Below are 14,582 nucleotides of genomic sequence, written 5' to 3'. Positions count from 1 at the left end.
AGACAGTCGCAAAGCAGGTTCCAAAGGGGCGGATGATGGCCAGAGACAGCGACGATACCCCGCGCAAAAAGGGCAAGGGCAGCCAGATTGTGGTCTGGGTGCTGATGGCCATGCTGGTCGTCGGTCTGGGCGGATTTGGCGTGACCAATTTCGGCGGCGGCCTGACCAGCATTGGCCGGGTCGGTGACCGCGAGATTGACACCAACAGCTATGCCCGCGCCCTGCAACAGGAGTTGTCGGCGCTGAGTGCGCAGTTTGGCCAGAACATCTCGCTGTCGCAGGCGCAAAGCCTTGGCATGGACCGGCAGGTGCTGCAATCGCTGGTCGCGCAGACCGCCCTCGACAATGAAGCCGCACGGGTCCGGCTGTCGGTCGGCGATGCGGTTGTGGCCCAGCGGATCACCGAATCGCCGGCGTTTCAGGGCACGGCGGGCCGGTTTGACCGTGAGACCTATCGCTTTACGCTGGATCGTAACAACCTGACCGAAAGCGCCTATGAGGCGTCGCTGCGCGCCGATGTGGCGCGGCAGTTGCTGACGGGGGCGGTCGCGGGCGGCTTTGTCGCCCCTGCCCCGCTGACCGATACGCTGTACAACTGGGTCGGCGAACGGCGCGGGTTTTCGCTGCTGCAGCTGACGGTGCAGGATCTGGCGGCCCCGGTCGCGGAGCCGACCGAAGAGGCTTTGGCGGCGTTTTACGAGACCAATATCGCCAGATTTACCGCGCCCGAGGCCAAGCGCATCCGCTACGCCGCCCTGCTGCCCGATGCGATTGCCGCCGATCAGCCGGTGGATGACGAAACGCTGCGCCGGATGTATGACAGCCGGATTGCCGATTTTGTGCAGCCTGAAAGACGGCTGGTCGAACGTCTGATCTATCCCTCGGCCGAAGCCGCAGCAGAGGCGATGACCCGGCTGGAGGGCGGTGAGGCGTTTGAGACGCTGGTGGCCGAACGCGGGCTGGATCTGGAAGACATTGATCTGGGCGACGTGGCGCAAGAGGAGCTGGGTGCCGCTGGCGAGGCTGTGTTTACGCTTGATGGTCCCGGCGTGGTCGGTCCGTTTGACAGCACGCTTGGCCCTGCCCTGTTTCGCATGAATGCGATTCTGGCGGCACAAGAGATCAGCTTTGACGACGCCCGCCCCGATCTTGCGATCGAGATTCAGGCTGATGCGGCACGGCGCTCCATCGCGGACCGGGTCGAGACGATTGACGACATGCTGGCCGGTGGCTCCACCCTTGAAGAGGTGGCGCAGGATCAGGGCATGGTGATCGACACGGTGGATTACGTCGCCTCTGAACCCGCTCCCGAAGGCATTGCCGCCTATCCGGCGTTCCGCACGGCTGCGGACCGGCTGGCCGAAGGCGATTTCCCCGAGGCGGTTCTGCTGGCAGATGGCGGTGTCGTGGCCCTGCAGTTTGTCGAACTGGTGCCTGCGGCCCCGATCCCGTTTGAGACCGCGCGCGACGCTGTTGTGGCGGCCTATACCGCCGATGCAACCGCCAAAGCCTTGGCAGATCGTGCGGTCGAGGTGAAAGCCGCGGTCGAAGGCGGCGGGTCGCTGGGGGCTTTCGGCATCGTGCAGCGCACCGCCAGCATCGCGCGGGAGGGCTTTGTCGAAAGCGCCCCGCCAGAGCTGATGACGGCCGTTTTCGCGATGGCGCCCGGTGACTTGCGGGTGATCGAAGGCGCAGGCTTTGTCGGACTGGTGCGGCTGGATGAGGTGATGCCCGCCGCACAGGACGGCGAAGAGGTTGCCGCGCTGAAAGAGGCGATTTCGGCTCAGGTCGAGCAGGCTTTGGCACAGGATGCGCTGCAACTGTTCTCGAATGCTTTGACCGAAGAGGCCGGGATCTTCCTGGACCAGAACGCGATCAACGCCGTTCACGCCCAGTTCAACTGACCACACCCTGACCGAAGGCCCTGACCGATGATCCTTTCCCCCGGCTTTGAAGAGTTCGAGCGCAACTGGAGCCAGGGAAAGAACCAGCTGGTCTGGGCGCGGCTGGCCGCCGATCTGGATACGCCGGTCAGCCTGATGCTGAAACTCGGCGAAGCGCGGCCCGAGACGTTCATGCTGGAATCGGTGACCGGGGGCGAGGTGCGCGGGCGTTACTCCATCGTGGGGATGAAGCCCGACCTGATCTGGCGCTGCACCGGCACCGGATCGGAGATCAACCGCGAGGCGCGCTATGATGCGGCGGCGTTCCACCCGCAAGACGGCCACCCGCTGGATACGCTGCGGGCGCTGATCGCCGAATGTGCGATTGAGATGCCTGATGGCCTGCCCGCCGTGTCGGCCGGGCTGTTCGGCTATCTGGGCTATGACATGATCCGGCTGGTGGAAAACCTGCCCGATGTGAACCCCGACCCGCTGCAACTGCCCGATGCGGTGCTGATGCGCCCGACGGTGATTGCGGTGCTCGACGGGGTCAAGGGCGAGGTGACGCTGGTCTCCCCCGCCTGGGTTGCGGGTGGTTTGTCGGCGCGCGCCGCCTATGCTCAGGCGGCAGAGCGGGTCATGGATGCCCTGCGCGATCTGGACCGCGCGCCCCCGGCGCAGCGCGATCTGGGCGAAGCCGCCCCGGTGGGGGAAGCGGTGTCGAACTTCACGCATGAGGGTTACAAACAGGCCGTTGAACGCGCCAAAGACTATATCCGGGCGGGCGACATCTTTCAGGTGGTGCCAAGCCAACGCTGGGCGCAGCGGTTCGAACTGCCGCCCTTTGCTTTGTACCGCTCCTTGCGCCGCACCAACCCGTCGCCCTTCCTGTTCTTTTTCAACTTCGGTGGCTTTCAGGTCATCGGGGCCAGCCCCGAAATCCTCGTCCGCCTGCGCGATGGCGAGGTAACAATCCGCCCCATCGCCGGCACACGCAAGCGCGGCGAGACGCCGGAAGAAGACAAGGCGCTGGAGCTGGACCTGCTGGCCGACAAAAAGGAACTGGCCGAGCACCTGATGCTGCTGGATCTGGGGCGCAATGATGTGGGCCGGGTGGCCAAGGTTGGCACGGTGCACCCGACCGAGAAATTCACCATCGAGCGCTATTCCCACGTCATGCACATCGTCAGCAACGTGGTCGGCCAGATCAAGGACGGCGAAGACGCATTGTCGGCGCTGCTGGCCGGTTTGCCCGCCGGGACGGTCTCGGGCGCGCCCAAGGTGCGGGCGATGGAAATCATCGACGAGCTGGAGCCGGAAAAGCGCGGCATCTATGGCGGCGGGGTCGGATACTTTGCGGCCAATGGCGAAATGGATTTCTGCATCGCGCTGCGCACTGCCGTTCTGAAGAACGAGACCTTGTATGTTCAGGCCGGGGGCGGCGTCGTGTATGACAGCGATCCCGAGGCGGAGTTTCAGGAAACCGTCAACAAATCCCGTGCCTTGCGACGCGCCGCCGAAGATGCGGGCCTGTTCGCCCGGAAAGGCAACCGCTGAGCGGGTCAGGCTCCCGGTTCAGACACGGGGCATCACAAGGCTTTGAGAGATCGTAACAGGGTTTGCATTGCAATTGGCCATGCTTACCTGATGTTATGTGAGAGCCTGCTGGCGACCCTGCGCGTATCATCGCGCCTTGGGCCTGCCGTCCAAACGAAGAGGAGTTCGGGAGTGCAGTCCAAAGCCATTACTTATTCCAGACACCCGGCCATTGCCGCGCGGGGGCGTGCGACGCTCATGGCGCTCGGCCTTGGTCTGGCGCTTGCCCTGGGTCAGGCGCAGGGGGCCTTTGCCCGCGCGCCCGACAGCTTTGCCGATCTGGCGCAACAGATCAGCCCGTCGGTGGTGAACATCACCACCTCTGCCGTGGTCTCCGGCCCGGCATCGGGCGGGCCCATCGTGCCCGAGGGCAGCCCGTTTGAAGATTTCTTCCGCGATTTCATGGACCGCAACAATCCGGGCGGCGAAGGCGCACCGCGCCGGTCCGAGGCGCTTGGGTCCGGTTTCGTGATTTCGGAAGATGGTTACATCGTGACCAACAACCATGTCATCGAAAACGCCGATGAGATCGAGATCGAGTTCTTTTCCGGCAAGCGGCTGAAGGCCAAGCTGGTCGGCACCGACCCGAAAACCGATATCGCCCTGCTCAAGGTCGAAAGCACCGAGCCGCTGCCCTATGTCAGCTTTGGCAATTCGGATCTGAGCCGGGTCGGCGACTGGGTGGTTGCCATGGGCAACCCGCTGGGTCAGGGTTTTTCGGTCAGCGCCGGGATCGTCTCGGCCCGCAACCGGGCGCTGTCTGGCACATATGACGACTATATCCAGACCGATGCTGCGATCAACCGGGGCAACTCGGGTGGTCCGTTGTTCAACATGGATGGTCAGGTGATCGGCGTGAACACCGCGATCCTGTCGCCGAACGGCGGCTCGATCGGCATCGGCTTTTCCATGGCGTCCAATGTGGTGACCAAGGTGGTCGATCAGCTCAAGGAGTTCGGCGAAACCCGTCGCGGCTGGTTGGGCGTGCGGATTCAGGACGTGACCCCGGATGTCGCCGAGGCCATGGGCCTGACGGAAGCCTCCGGTGCGCTGGTGACGGATGTGCCGGATGGTCCGGCCAAGGACTCCGGCATCATCGCGGGCGATGTGATCACCCAGTTTGCCGGCCAGCCGGTGCGCGATACCCGCGACCTGACCCGTCGCGTGGCCGACAGCCCGGTGGGCGAAGCGGTTCCGGTGATCGTGGTCCGCGAAGGCAAAACCGAAACCCTGCAGGTCACGCTGGGCCGCCGCGAAGAGGCCGAAGCTGCCGAGGTGCGCCCGGCAGTCGCAGATGCGCCGGAAGACCCGCAAGAGGCCGAGATTCTGGGCATGACTCTGGCCCCGGTGACCGAAGAGATGAAGCAATCGCTGAACCTGCCCGCCGATGCCGAAGGGCTGGTGGTCGGCAAGGTTGATCCGACAGCCGAAGCCTATGCCAAGGGCCTGCGCGATGGCGACATCATCACCGAAGCGGGGCAGCAAAAGGTGGTCCGGCTGAAGGATCTGGAGGACCGGATCACCGAAGCCCGTGACGCCGGGCGCAAGTCGATCCTGCTTCTGGTGCGCCGTGCCGGTGATCCGCGCTTTGTGGCGCTTGCCATCGACTGACGCTCTGACACTTTATCAATTGAAACGCGCGGCAGTCTGACTGCCGCGCGTTTTTCGTTTAAGATCAGGATATTGGTCCGTTCAGAAAAACGTGGTCCCGCCGCCGATTTCGCGCAGCAGACGCGAGCGAAAGCTGTACATCCACTCCGCCCGCTCTTCGGCCATCGCCCGCCCGGTCGGGGTTTGCATGGTCTCGGCAATGCGCAGCAGCTTGACCTCCAGATGGTCCAGCGCAAAGGCGCGATCATCCAGCGGCCGGTGCTGGGCCAGCGGGTCAGCGGCATCGAACAACGCCCCACCCATCGCGCCTGCCACCGCGAACATGCGGGCAAGGCCGATGGCGCCCAGAGCCTCCAGCCGGTCGGCATCCTGCAACACCCGCGCCTCGGCGCTGCGGGGCGGGATGGCGGCGGAAAAGCTGTGCGCCTCGATGGCATGGCGAACGATTGCAATACGCTCAGACGGCCAGCCCTGCGCGGTCAGCCACGCCGCCGCCGCTTGCGCCGACAGCACCGATGCCTCGGCCCGGTTGGGCGCGTCCTTGGGCAGGTTGACCGCATCGTGAAAGATCGCAGCCATCTGCAACGCATCGCGGTCAATGCCCGGCTCATCCATCATGATCTGCTGGCAATTCGCCCAGACCCGGTCGATATGGCCCAGATCATGCGCCGCATCCTGCGCACCGGTCCACAGGCGGATCAGCTCCGCCCGGGCAGCCTGTTCCAGTGACATTACTTTTTCCCCACGTCCGTTGTCACCAGCCCCAGCTCGCGCGCGGCCGTGAGCGACAGCTTGTCGCTTTCCAGCCCCCGGTCCGCCTGAAACCGGCGCAGGGCGGCGCGGGTGGCCGCGTCCATCTGGCCGGTCAGCGGCAGCACATAGAGGCCCCGCGCCTTGAGCGCGCGTTGCAGGCTGGCGATGAAATCCACCGTCATCTCTTGCGGGCACGGGCTGCGGAACCAGACCTCCTCGCGCTCCTGCACGATCTTTTGCCGGGATTCCGAGTGGAACACCGCAGGCGACAGCACCCTGCCATCCGGGGCCAGCTTTGCCTCTGACACCATGACCTGTTCGGTCACCGTCTCGATCACCATTGGGGTGACATCTGACGCCCAGCACGCGCCTTCGGCGCTTTCGGGCGGGCCGGGCACGGTCAGCCGGACCAGATCCGCCGACAGATCAGCCCGGCCCGGCGCTTGCGGCACGCCGGCCTGCTGGCAGGCGGCGAGCCAGAACAACGCTCCGGTCAGGGTCAAAGACGCGTGGCGCATCATCCGGGTGATCTGTCCTGCCTGCGCCGGTTGGTCCGGCTTCGCGCAGACCCTAACACGCGCAGGCCGCCGGGCCTAGCAGGCGACCAACATCGCCGGGCGGGCGTTGCACCCCGGCAACCCCCGGGCTGCGTGCCTCTGGCGCGCGGGAATTCACCCCCCCGCCCCTCTGGCAAAGACCCCGATTGTGGCCTATGTCCAAAGAAACGCGCCAGCTTTCGAAAAGGGACGAAGACAACCAATGGCCAAGATCAAATATGTGGAATTCGGCGGCAAGGAACATATCGTGGACGTGGCCAACGGCCTGACCGTGATGGAAGGCGCGCGTGACAATGGCATTCCGGGGATAGAGGCCGACTGCGGCGGGGCCTGCGCCTGTTCAACCTGCCATGTCTATGTCTCCCCCGAATGGGTAGACCGCCTGCCAGCCAAAGACAGCATGGAAGAAGACATGCTGGATTTCGCCTATCAGCCCGACCCTGCCCGCTCGCGCCTGACCTGCCAGATCAAGGTGTCTGATGCGCTGGACGGTCTGGTTGTGCATATGCCGGAAAAGCAGATCTGATGCGCTGCGCTCTTGCGCTGATGGTGGGGCTGTCCGGCCCAGCCATGGCGCAAGAGATTGTGGCCGCTGATCTGGTGGCCCCGACCGACCGCTACGCCCATGCGGTTCTGGGCGATGCGCTGGAATGGGGCGGGCTGGAGTTGACCCTTTCGGATGGCCGGCGCCTGCTCTTTTCCCTGCCCGACAGCCATGTGTTCGAAGATATCACCGCCCGGACGGGCGATTTTGACGGCAATGGCCGGGTCGAGGTGATGGTGGTTGAAACCTCGGTCACACAGGGCGCGGCGCTTGCCATCTATGATGCCAGCGGCAGACGCGCGGCTACGCCCTATATCGGCCAGCCGAACCGTTGGCTGGCCCCGGCGGGGTGGGGTGATTTTGACGGCGATGGCCGGATCGAGATCGCCTATATCGACCGCCCGCATCTGGCACGCGAGCTGGTGTTTCTCCGTCTGGAGGGCAAGGCCCTGACCGAAATCGCCCGTGCGCCCGGCTTTACCAATCACCGCATTGGCGAGCGCCGGATTGCTGGCGGCACGCGGCACTGTGACGGGCGTGATACGCTGATTGTCGCCTCGGCAGACTGGTCCCGCGCGATGGCGGTGACCCTTGGGCCAAAGGGCGTTCTGGCCCGTGATCTTGGCCCATGGCGCGGGTCGGGGCCGGATCTGAAGACCTGCCCCTAAAACCCGATCCAGCGCGCAAGCGCGATCAGGGTTGCCCCCACGGCCACCGATACCATGCCGACCAGCCGCCGGGTATCCACCGTCAGGCACGCGAGCATCGTCAGCACCTGCTCCACACGCGAAGGGGCCAGTGCAAGCACCAGCCCCTCAGCAACCGCCACCAGCCCGAGGGCCAGGACAATCCAGATCACGGCGTCGTCGTCACTGGCGCGGGCGTCGGTGCGTCCGCACGGTCTGCCGGGGCCAAATCGCTGCGCAGATAGGTAAAGAACTCACTGTCCGGCTGCATCACGATCGACGAATTGCCCGATTGCAGCGACCGCTCATACGAGGTGAGCGAGCGGGTAAAGGCAAAGAACTCCGGGTCACGGCCAAAGGCTTCGGCATAAATGCCATTGCGCTCGGCGTCAGCCTCACCGCGGGCGACTTCGGCCATGCGGCGCGCCTCGGAGGTCAGTTCCACCACGGTCCGGTCGGCGGTTGCCCGCACCCGTTGCGCGGCTTCGCCACCACGGGCGATTTCATCCGCAGCCTCACGTTCACGTTCCGCCCGCATCCGGGCAAAGGTGGCGGCAAGGTTCTGCTCCGGCAGGTCGGTGCGGGTCAGACGCACGTCGATAACCTCGATCCCCAAGGCGCCGGATTCGACGCGAGCCCGGTCGCGGATCAGGTTCATCAGCGCAGTCCGGTCTTCGGACAGCACGCGGTTTGACGGCACCGAACCCAAAACCTCACGGATGGCAGCGTTCAGAATCCGGTCCAGCCGGGTCTGTGCGGCATCGACGCCACCAGCACCAACCGCTTCGCGGAACTCGATCAGGTCCGAAATCCGCCAGCGGGCAAAGGCATCGACCACAAGGCGGCGGTCGTCCAGCGGTGTCACCTCCATCGGCTGGGTTGGCAGGCCCAGAATACGGCTATCGTATTTCACGACTTCCTGAATCAGCGGGATCTTGAAGCCCAGACCCGGAGTTTCCTTGACCTGCTTGACCTGACCAAACTGCAGCACCAGCGCCTTTTCACGCTCATCGACGATGAACAGCGATGACAGAACGGCGGCCCCGAGAACCACCACCACGGGCAGAATGAGTTGCGCTTTCATCAGTTGTTCCCTCCGGTCGTGGCCGCTGCCGCAGGTGCGGACGCAGGCGTCTGCCGACCCAGTTCATTCAGCGGCAGGAAAGGCACAACGCCCTGACCACCACCCTCGCCACCCTGCACACCGTCCAGAATGACCTTGTTCATGCTGCCCAGTACCTGTTCCATGGTTTCCAGATACATGCGCTTGCGGGTGACTTCGGGGGCTTTGACATACTCCGCATAGACCGAGAGGAACCGGCTGGCCTCACCCGAGGCGTCGTTGACGACGCGGGCACGGTAGGCTTCGGCCTCTTCGACAATGCGGGCAGCTTCACCACGCGCGCCTGCGGTCACCCGGTTGGCGTAGCCGTCGGCTTCTTTTTCCAGCCGGTCACGTTCCTGCTGTGCGGCCTGCACCGCGCGGAAGGCGTCGATCACCTCACGCGGGGGGTCGGCCTTTTCAAAGTTGACCCGGATCACGTTGAGACCGGCATCATAGCTGTCCAGCGTGTTCTGCACAGCTGCCCGCAGATCGGTTGCAATCGCACCCCGGTCGCGGTTCAGAATGGGGGCGAGTTCGGACCGGGCGATGATGTCGCGCATCGCGGATTCCGAAACGGCCAGCATCGTGCCAGAGGGATCGGCAAGGTTGAACAGGAACTTGGACGGATCTTCGATGTTCCAGACCACCTGAAAGCCGATGTCCACGATGTTCTGATCGCGGGTCAGCATCAGGCCACCATCTTCGCCGGTGCGGCCGACGCCAATATCGGTCGTCCGCTCGTTGGTGACCTGCACGATTTCCGCCGTGACCAGCGGCCAGGGCGCAAAGTTCAGGCCCGGATTGCCGATGGTGGAAAATTCACCCAGGAACAGCTCGACCGAGCGTTCTTCGGGGCGCACGGTGTAGAACGACATGAAGCCCCAGAGCGCAACCGCCGCAAGCGCGCCGAGCGCGATGCCCTGCTTGGTGATCCGTGGGCCTGATGGTCCACGACCACCGCCGCCGCCGCCAGTGCCTCCGCCCTTGCCGCGACCGCCCATCAGGACGCGCAGCTGCTCTTGCCCCTTTTTCACGATCTCGTCGATCTCTGGGATCTGCGGACCACCGTTTGCGGGCCGTTGCCCGCCCGGTTTGCGTTCGTCATCCCGACCATTGCCCCGATCATCACCGCCCGAGCCGCCACCGCCCCAGGGACCTCCACTTGCCATTCGTTGAAACCCTTCTTTTTATGCTATGTCTTTAACTGGTCATTCTGACGCGAAAATCAAGCGAATCCGGTCAGGCCGTGCGTGTCGCTGTCCGCATCGTGACCAGCTCTTCTGCCATTGTCGGATGAACCGCGACCGTGCGATCGAAATCCTCTTTGGTTGCCCCCATTTTGACGGCAATTGCCGCCAGCTGGATCATCTCGCCCGCGTCAGGTGCGACGATGTGACATCCCAGAACCTTGCGGCTGGACTGGCTGATGATCAGTTTCATCAACACCCGCGCGTCGCCTCCGGCGAAAGCGGTGCGCATCGGGCGGAAGCTGGTGCAATAGACCTCGATCGGCTCTTGTGCGCGGGCCGCCTCTTCGGTCAGGCCAACGGTGCCAAGCTCCGGCTGGGTAAACACCGCGCTGGGGATCAGGTCGTGATCCACCGGCGTCGGCTCGCCCTCAAACACGGTGCGGACAAAGGCCATGCCTTCGCGGATCGCCACCGGGGTCAGATTGACCCGATTGGTCACATCGCCAATGGCATAAATCGAGGGGATCGCGGTCTGGCTATAGGCATCAACGCTGATTTCGCCGTATCGTCCGAGGGTTACGCCCAGATCTTCAAGCCCCATATGAGCCGTGTTCGGGCTGCGTCCGGTGGCAAACAGGACAGAGTCAAAGCTTTGCTCCATGCCGTTGGTCGCCTTGACCCAGACCGGGCACCCAAGCTGGCCGGATTGCGGCAGCAGATCCACCGCCGACTCCACTCCCGCGCCCATATTGGCGTCATCCTCCGCCATCGCGGCGGCTTCGGCCATCTCGACGATATTGGTGCCAAGATGCAGCTCGATCCCCTGCGCCTTCATTGACTCGGCGATCAGCCCGCGCGCCTCGTCGTCAAAGCCACGCAGGATCTGCGCGCCGCGATAGAACTGCGTGACCTTGACGCCAAGCCCGGCCATGATGCAGGCCATCTCGCAAGCGATAAAGCCGCCGCCGACGATCAGAATGGATTTTGGCAGCGATTGCAGCTCGAAGATATCGTCCGACACCAGCCCCAGCCCGGCATTGGGCAGATCAGGGCGCACGGGTCTGCCGCCGGTGGCGATCAGGATATGCTTGGCGGTGACGGTCTCGCCGGACGCCAGCGCCACCCTATGCGCGTCACTCAGCCGCGCCCGCGTGTCGTAAATCTTCACCCCCGATCCGTCGAGCAGGCGGCGATACACCCCCTCCAGCCGGTCAAGTTCAGCGTGCAGCTTGTCGCGAAACACCGACCAATCAAAGCTGCCGTCGGGAATATCCCAACCATAAGCCCGCGCCTCGGACGGCATTTCGCGGAATGATGAGGCAAAGACCATCAGCTTTTTCGGCACGCAGCCACGGATGACACAGGTGCCGCCAAGCCGGCTGTCTTCGGCCAAGGCAACCTTTGCGCCGGTCGCCGCCGCCATGCGCGCGGCGCGCACCCCACCCGAGCCGCCGCCAATGACAAACAGGTCTACATCAAAAGCCATCAGTCCAGATCCGCAAATATGTTGGAGGTGGGCACGAATTCGACCCGTTCGTCTTCGGTCTCGCCCGAGTTGATGTCGCGCACCGTGACCCGGCCATCACCGTGACCGATCACCACGATGTCACAGATGTCGATGAACAGCCCGTTTTCCACCACACCCGGAATCTGGTTCAGCACCAAGGCCAGCTGGCGCGGGTTGCCGATGCGTTTGAGATGCAGATCAAGGATATAGTTCGACTCGTCCGTCACCAGTGGCGACCCGCCGTTCATCCGCAGGGTGACATCGCGGTTGAGCACATCAAGCGAAACCAGCGTTTCCTCGACCAGCGCCTTGGTGGTCTGCCAGCCAAAGGGGATCACCTCGATCGGCAGCGGAAACGCCCCCAGCTGGGTCACATCCTTGGCGGCATCGGCGATGACGATCATCTGATCCGACGCGGTTGCCACGATCTTTTCCTGCAACAGCGCCGCGCCGCCGCCCTTGATCAGGTTCAGGTTGCCATCAAACTCATCTGCGCCATCAATGGTCATGTCCAGCCATTTGGCCTCGTCCAGCGTGGTAAGCGGAATGCCCAGATGCGCCGCCAGTTGCGCGGTGCGGCTGGAGGTCGGCACACCGACCACGCGCAGCCCCTCTTCGCGGATGCGTTCGGCCAGACAGCGCACCATCCACGCGGCCGTGGACCCGGTGCCCAGCCCCAGCTTCATCCCGTCTTCGACAAATTCGGTGGCGCGCTTGGCCGCGAGAAATTTGGCCTTGTCGATGGGTGAGAGTTCGGCAGGCATGGATCGATTCCCCGGCAGTAAATGAATGGCGTGCCCGGGTTATAGGCAAAGCTGCCCCGAGGCGCGAGGGTGAATTGCCCAAAAGCGCGCCCGGCCCCGGATGACGCTTCCCCTACGGTCATGTCGTTTTCGTGTGGCGAAACCGCGCCGGAATGGCGCAAGGTGGCGCCAAAGCAAAGGATACGCCTGCATGTTCCTGTCCGTCTTCGATATGTTCAAGGTCGGGATCGGCCCGTCGTCCAGCCACACCATGGGGCCAATGGTGGCTGCCGCCCGGTTTCTCGACCGCCTCCGCGCCTCGCCCTTTCAGGCGCATGGGCTGCGGGCGTCACTGCATGGCAGCCTCGCCTTTACCGGCGTGGGCCATGCGACGGACCGGGCCACCATCCTCGGCCTTGCGGGGTTTGTGCCGGAAACCTATGACGCGGAGCGCGCAGACGACGTTCTGCACGAGATCCGCCAGTCGCGCCACATCACCCCGCCCGGCCTGCGGGCGCTGCAGTTCGACCCGGAACGGGATCTGGCGTTTGATTACGGCCCTGCCCTGCCCGGCCATGCCAATGGCCTGATCCTGCGGGCCACCGATGCGCAGGGCGACGTTATTCTGGAGGAGACCTATTACTCCATCGGGGGTGGCTTTGTCCTGACCGCAGCGGAACTGGAGGCCAGCACCGCCGACAAGAAAAAAGCCCGCGCCGATGTGCCGTTCCCGTTTGAAACCGCCGCCGAAATGCTGGCGATGGCAAACGACAGCGGCTTGTCGATCGCCGGAATGAAACGCGCCAACGAGCTGCGCTTCCGCTCCGCTGCCGAGCTGGATCGCGGCATCGCCCGGCTGTGGGAGGTGATGTCGGCCTGCATTGACCGGGGGATGGAGGGAACCGGCATCCTGCCCGGCGGGCTGAAGGTGCGGCGCCGGGCAAAGGGCATCCACGACCAGCTTCTGGCCGAACGCGGGCTGAACATGCAGGCCCCGCATACGATCAACGACTGGATGAGCCTGTATGCCATGGCGGTGAACGAGGAAAACGCCGCCGGGGGCCAGGTGGTGACCGCGCCGACCAACGGGGCGGCGGGCGTGGTGCCTGCGGTGATCCGCTACTGGCTGGACCATGTGCCGGGGGCGGCTCCATCACGCATCGGGGAATTCCTGCTGACCGCTGCGGCCATCGGCGGCTTGTGCAAGCACAATGCCAGCATCTCGGGCGCGGAATGCGGCTGTCAGGCCGAAGTCGGCAGCGCCGCCGCCATGGGGGCCGCCGGGCTCTGTGCCGTACTTGGCGGCACCCCGGAACAGGTGGAAAACGCCGCCGAAATCGCGCTGGAGCATCACCTTGGCATGACCTGCGACCCGGTCCGGGGGTTGGTGCAGGTGCCCTGCATCGAGCGCAACGGATTGGGCGCGATCAAGGCGGTCTCGGCGGCCTCGCTGTCGATGCGGGGCGACGGGCAGCATCTGGTCAGCCTGGATGCCTGTATCGAGACGATGCGTCAGACCGGCCGCGACATGCATGAGAAATACAAGGAAACCTCGCTGGGCGGGCTGGCGGTGAACGTCCCCAACTGCTGACCGCAGCACCGGGGGCCGAGGGTGGAGCCTCCGGCGGGAGTATTTTGAAAGCAGCAATGCAAAGTGCCGCCTGCGCGGATTGCTGCTTTCCAAATACTCATTCTGCCGTGTCACCGGGCGCTGCGGGAGTATGAAGCATACCACTTTGCCGCACCCGGTCATAAAGCGCGAATTCTGTCGCATGAGCGCTGTGGTATCGCGCCAGCAGATCCTCCGGCAGGCTCAGGTCGGCGGCATCGGCTGCAGGGGACACGTTGCGGTGTGGCAGGCTCAGCCGGGTGCCAAGGCGGAGAGACAGGAACGCCAGCAGCCGGTCAAGGGCGGCATAGTCAAAGATGTAATTGACCGGCGGGCCGCTGTTGAGAAAGCCCAGAAAGCGGTCCTGCCGGCCGATGCGGGCAAAGGGCGGCGGATCATCGGACAGGCGGGCCTCGACAAATTCGGCGAAGCTCAGGCCGTGGGTGGAGTTTTCATGGCCACGGATCGCATCGCGCTGACGGTAGCGGAACCAGCTGCCCAACTGCTCCATCGGTTCGCGCATGACGGCAAAGGTCTCGAACCCCGCGCCACAGCTGCGGCGGATGGGCCCGGCCCATTTGCGGCCATAGATCTGGGCGTTGATGTGTTTGTGGCCGGTATTGGCCGGGGTGGCTTGCGCAAACGGGTCCAACACAGCGCGCAAGGATTGCGTTGCCGTCTTTGGATTGGACAAAAACACCAGTCGCGCCTGTTCCAGAACCAGCACACTTGCCCCCTTGTCCGGCAGATTTCCCCGACAATTACCGGCAACGGGCCGCAGGCGACAAGAGCGGATCG

The 14,582-nt window shown here is 64.3% G+C and carries 14 protein-coding genes; 6 read left to right on the top strand and 8 right to left on the bottom strand.

What is annotated here, in order from left to right:
- Positions 1 to 35: 35 nt before the first annotated feature.
- From D1012_RS10935 to D1012_RS10925, 3 genes are all read left to right on the top strand, one after another.
- Complete coding sequence (locus D1012_RS10935) at positions 36 to 1,904, top strand: peptidylprolyl isomerase (RefSeq protein ID WP_233517094.1); 1,869 nt, start codon at positions 36 to 38, stop codon at positions 1,902 to 1,904.
- Positions 1,905 to 1,931: 27 nt separating this feature from the next.
- Positions 1,932 to 3,440 carry an anthranilate synthase component I gene (trpE, locus tag D1012_RS10930; protein ID WP_118152074.1) on the top strand — a complete coding sequence of 503 codons (1,509 nt, stop codon included), beginning with the start codon at positions 1,932 to 1,934 and terminating at the stop codon, positions 3,438 to 3,440.
- Between the two features lie 171 nt (positions 3,441 to 3,611).
- Positions 3,612 to 5,090: a DegQ family serine endoprotease gene (locus D1012_RS10925; RefSeq protein ID WP_199489487.1), complete on the top strand. Its 1,479-nt coding sequence runs from the start codon at positions 3,612 to 3,614 to the stop codon at positions 5,088 to 5,090.
- A gap of 81 nt (positions 5,091 to 5,171) precedes the next feature.
- Here D1012_RS10925 and D1012_RS10920 read toward each other — a convergent pair whose 3' ends face one another.
- Together D1012_RS10920 and D1012_RS10915 are read right to left on the bottom strand one after the other, a co-directional pair.
- Positions 5,172 to 5,822, bottom strand: a complete 651-nt coding sequence (locus D1012_RS10920; RefSeq protein ID WP_118152070.1) for an HD domain-containing protein — start codon at positions 5,820 to 5,822, stop codon at positions 5,172 to 5,174.
- Complete coding sequence (locus D1012_RS10915) at positions 5,822 to 6,364, bottom strand: peptidoglycan-binding domain-containing protein (protein WP_233517093.1); 543 nt, start codon at positions 6,362 to 6,364, stop codon at positions 5,822 to 5,824. Before D1012_RS10915 ends, D1012_RS10920 begins: the two co-directional genes overlap by 1 nt.
- 238 nt (positions 6,365 to 6,602) lie before the next feature.
- Here D1012_RS10915 and D1012_RS10910 point away from each other — a divergent pair, with 238 nt between their 5' ends.
- A complete protein-coding gene (locus tag D1012_RS10910; RefSeq protein WP_118152068.1) occupies positions 6,603 to 6,926 on the top strand; it encodes a 2Fe-2S iron-sulfur cluster-binding protein in 324 nt (107 codons plus the stop codon).
- Positions 6,926 to 7,612 carry an FG-GAP repeat domain-containing protein gene (locus D1012_RS10905; RefSeq protein WP_118152066.1) on the top strand — a complete coding sequence of 229 codons (687 nt, stop codon included), beginning with the start codon at positions 6,926 to 6,928 and terminating at the stop codon, positions 7,610 to 7,612. Before D1012_RS10910 ends, D1012_RS10905 begins: the two co-directional genes overlap by 1 nt.
- Here D1012_RS10905 and D1012_RS10900 read toward each other — a convergent pair.
- The 5 genes from D1012_RS10900 to rpiA all read right to left on the bottom strand — a co-directional run bounded on the left by D1012_RS10900 (position 7,609) and on the right by rpiA (position 12,196).
- A complete protein-coding gene (locus D1012_RS10900; RefSeq protein ID WP_118152064.1) occupies positions 7,609 to 7,803 on the bottom strand; it encodes a DUF2065 domain-containing protein in 195 nt (64 codons plus the stop codon). The genes D1012_RS10905 and D1012_RS10900 overlap by 4 nt on opposite strands.
- A complete protein-coding gene (gene hflC, locus D1012_RS10895; RefSeq protein WP_435530913.1) occupies positions 7,800 to 8,714 on the bottom strand; it encodes a protease modulator HflC in 915 nt (304 codons plus the stop codon). Before hflC ends, D1012_RS10900 begins: the two co-directional genes overlap by 4 nt.
- Positions 8,714 to 9,904, bottom strand: a complete 1,191-nt coding sequence (gene hflK, locus D1012_RS10890; protein WP_118152060.1) for an FtsH protease activity modulator HflK — start codon at positions 9,902 to 9,904, stop codon at positions 8,714 to 8,716. Before hflK ends, hflC begins: the two co-directional genes overlap by 1 nt.
- Positions 9,905 to 9,974: 70 nt before the next feature.
- The gene (locus D1012_RS10885) at positions 9,975 to 11,411 is read right to left on the bottom strand and encodes an FAD-dependent oxidoreductase (protein WP_199489486.1); all 1,437 of its coding nucleotides are present in this window, start codon (positions 11,409 to 11,411) and stop codon (positions 9,975 to 9,977) included.
- Positions 11,411 to 12,196 (bottom strand): ribose-5-phosphate isomerase RpiA, encoded by a 786-nt coding sequence (gene rpiA, locus D1012_RS10880; RefSeq protein ID WP_118152056.1) that lies wholly within the window; start codon positions 12,194 to 12,196, stop codon positions 11,411 to 11,413. The genes D1012_RS10885 and rpiA overlap by 1 nt, the downstream gene beginning before the upstream one ends.
- A 190-nt stretch (positions 12,197 to 12,386) precedes the next feature.
- Here rpiA and D1012_RS10875 point away from each other — a divergent pair, with 190 nt between their 5' ends.
- A complete protein-coding gene (locus D1012_RS10875; RefSeq protein WP_118152054.1) occupies positions 12,387 to 13,766 on the top strand; it encodes an L-serine ammonia-lyase in 1,380 nt (459 codons plus the stop codon).
- Positions 13,767 to 13,863: 97 nt separating this feature from the next.
- Here D1012_RS10875 and D1012_RS10870 read toward each other — a convergent pair whose 3' ends face one another.
- Entirely contained in the window at positions 13,864 to 14,511 is a 648-nt protein-coding gene (locus tag D1012_RS10870; protein ID WP_118152052.1) for a gamma-glutamyl kinase, read from the bottom strand.
- Between the last annotated feature and the right edge of the window lie 71 nt (positions 14,512 to 14,582).

This window comes from Pseudotabrizicola alkalilacus, assembly GCF_003443995.1.
GTDB classification, from domain to species: Bacteria; Pseudomonadota; Alphaproteobacteria; order Rhodobacterales; family Rhodobacteraceae; genus Pseudotabrizicola; species Pseudotabrizicola alkalilacus.
This window is presented reverse-complemented; position numbering and strand designations above follow the sequence as displayed.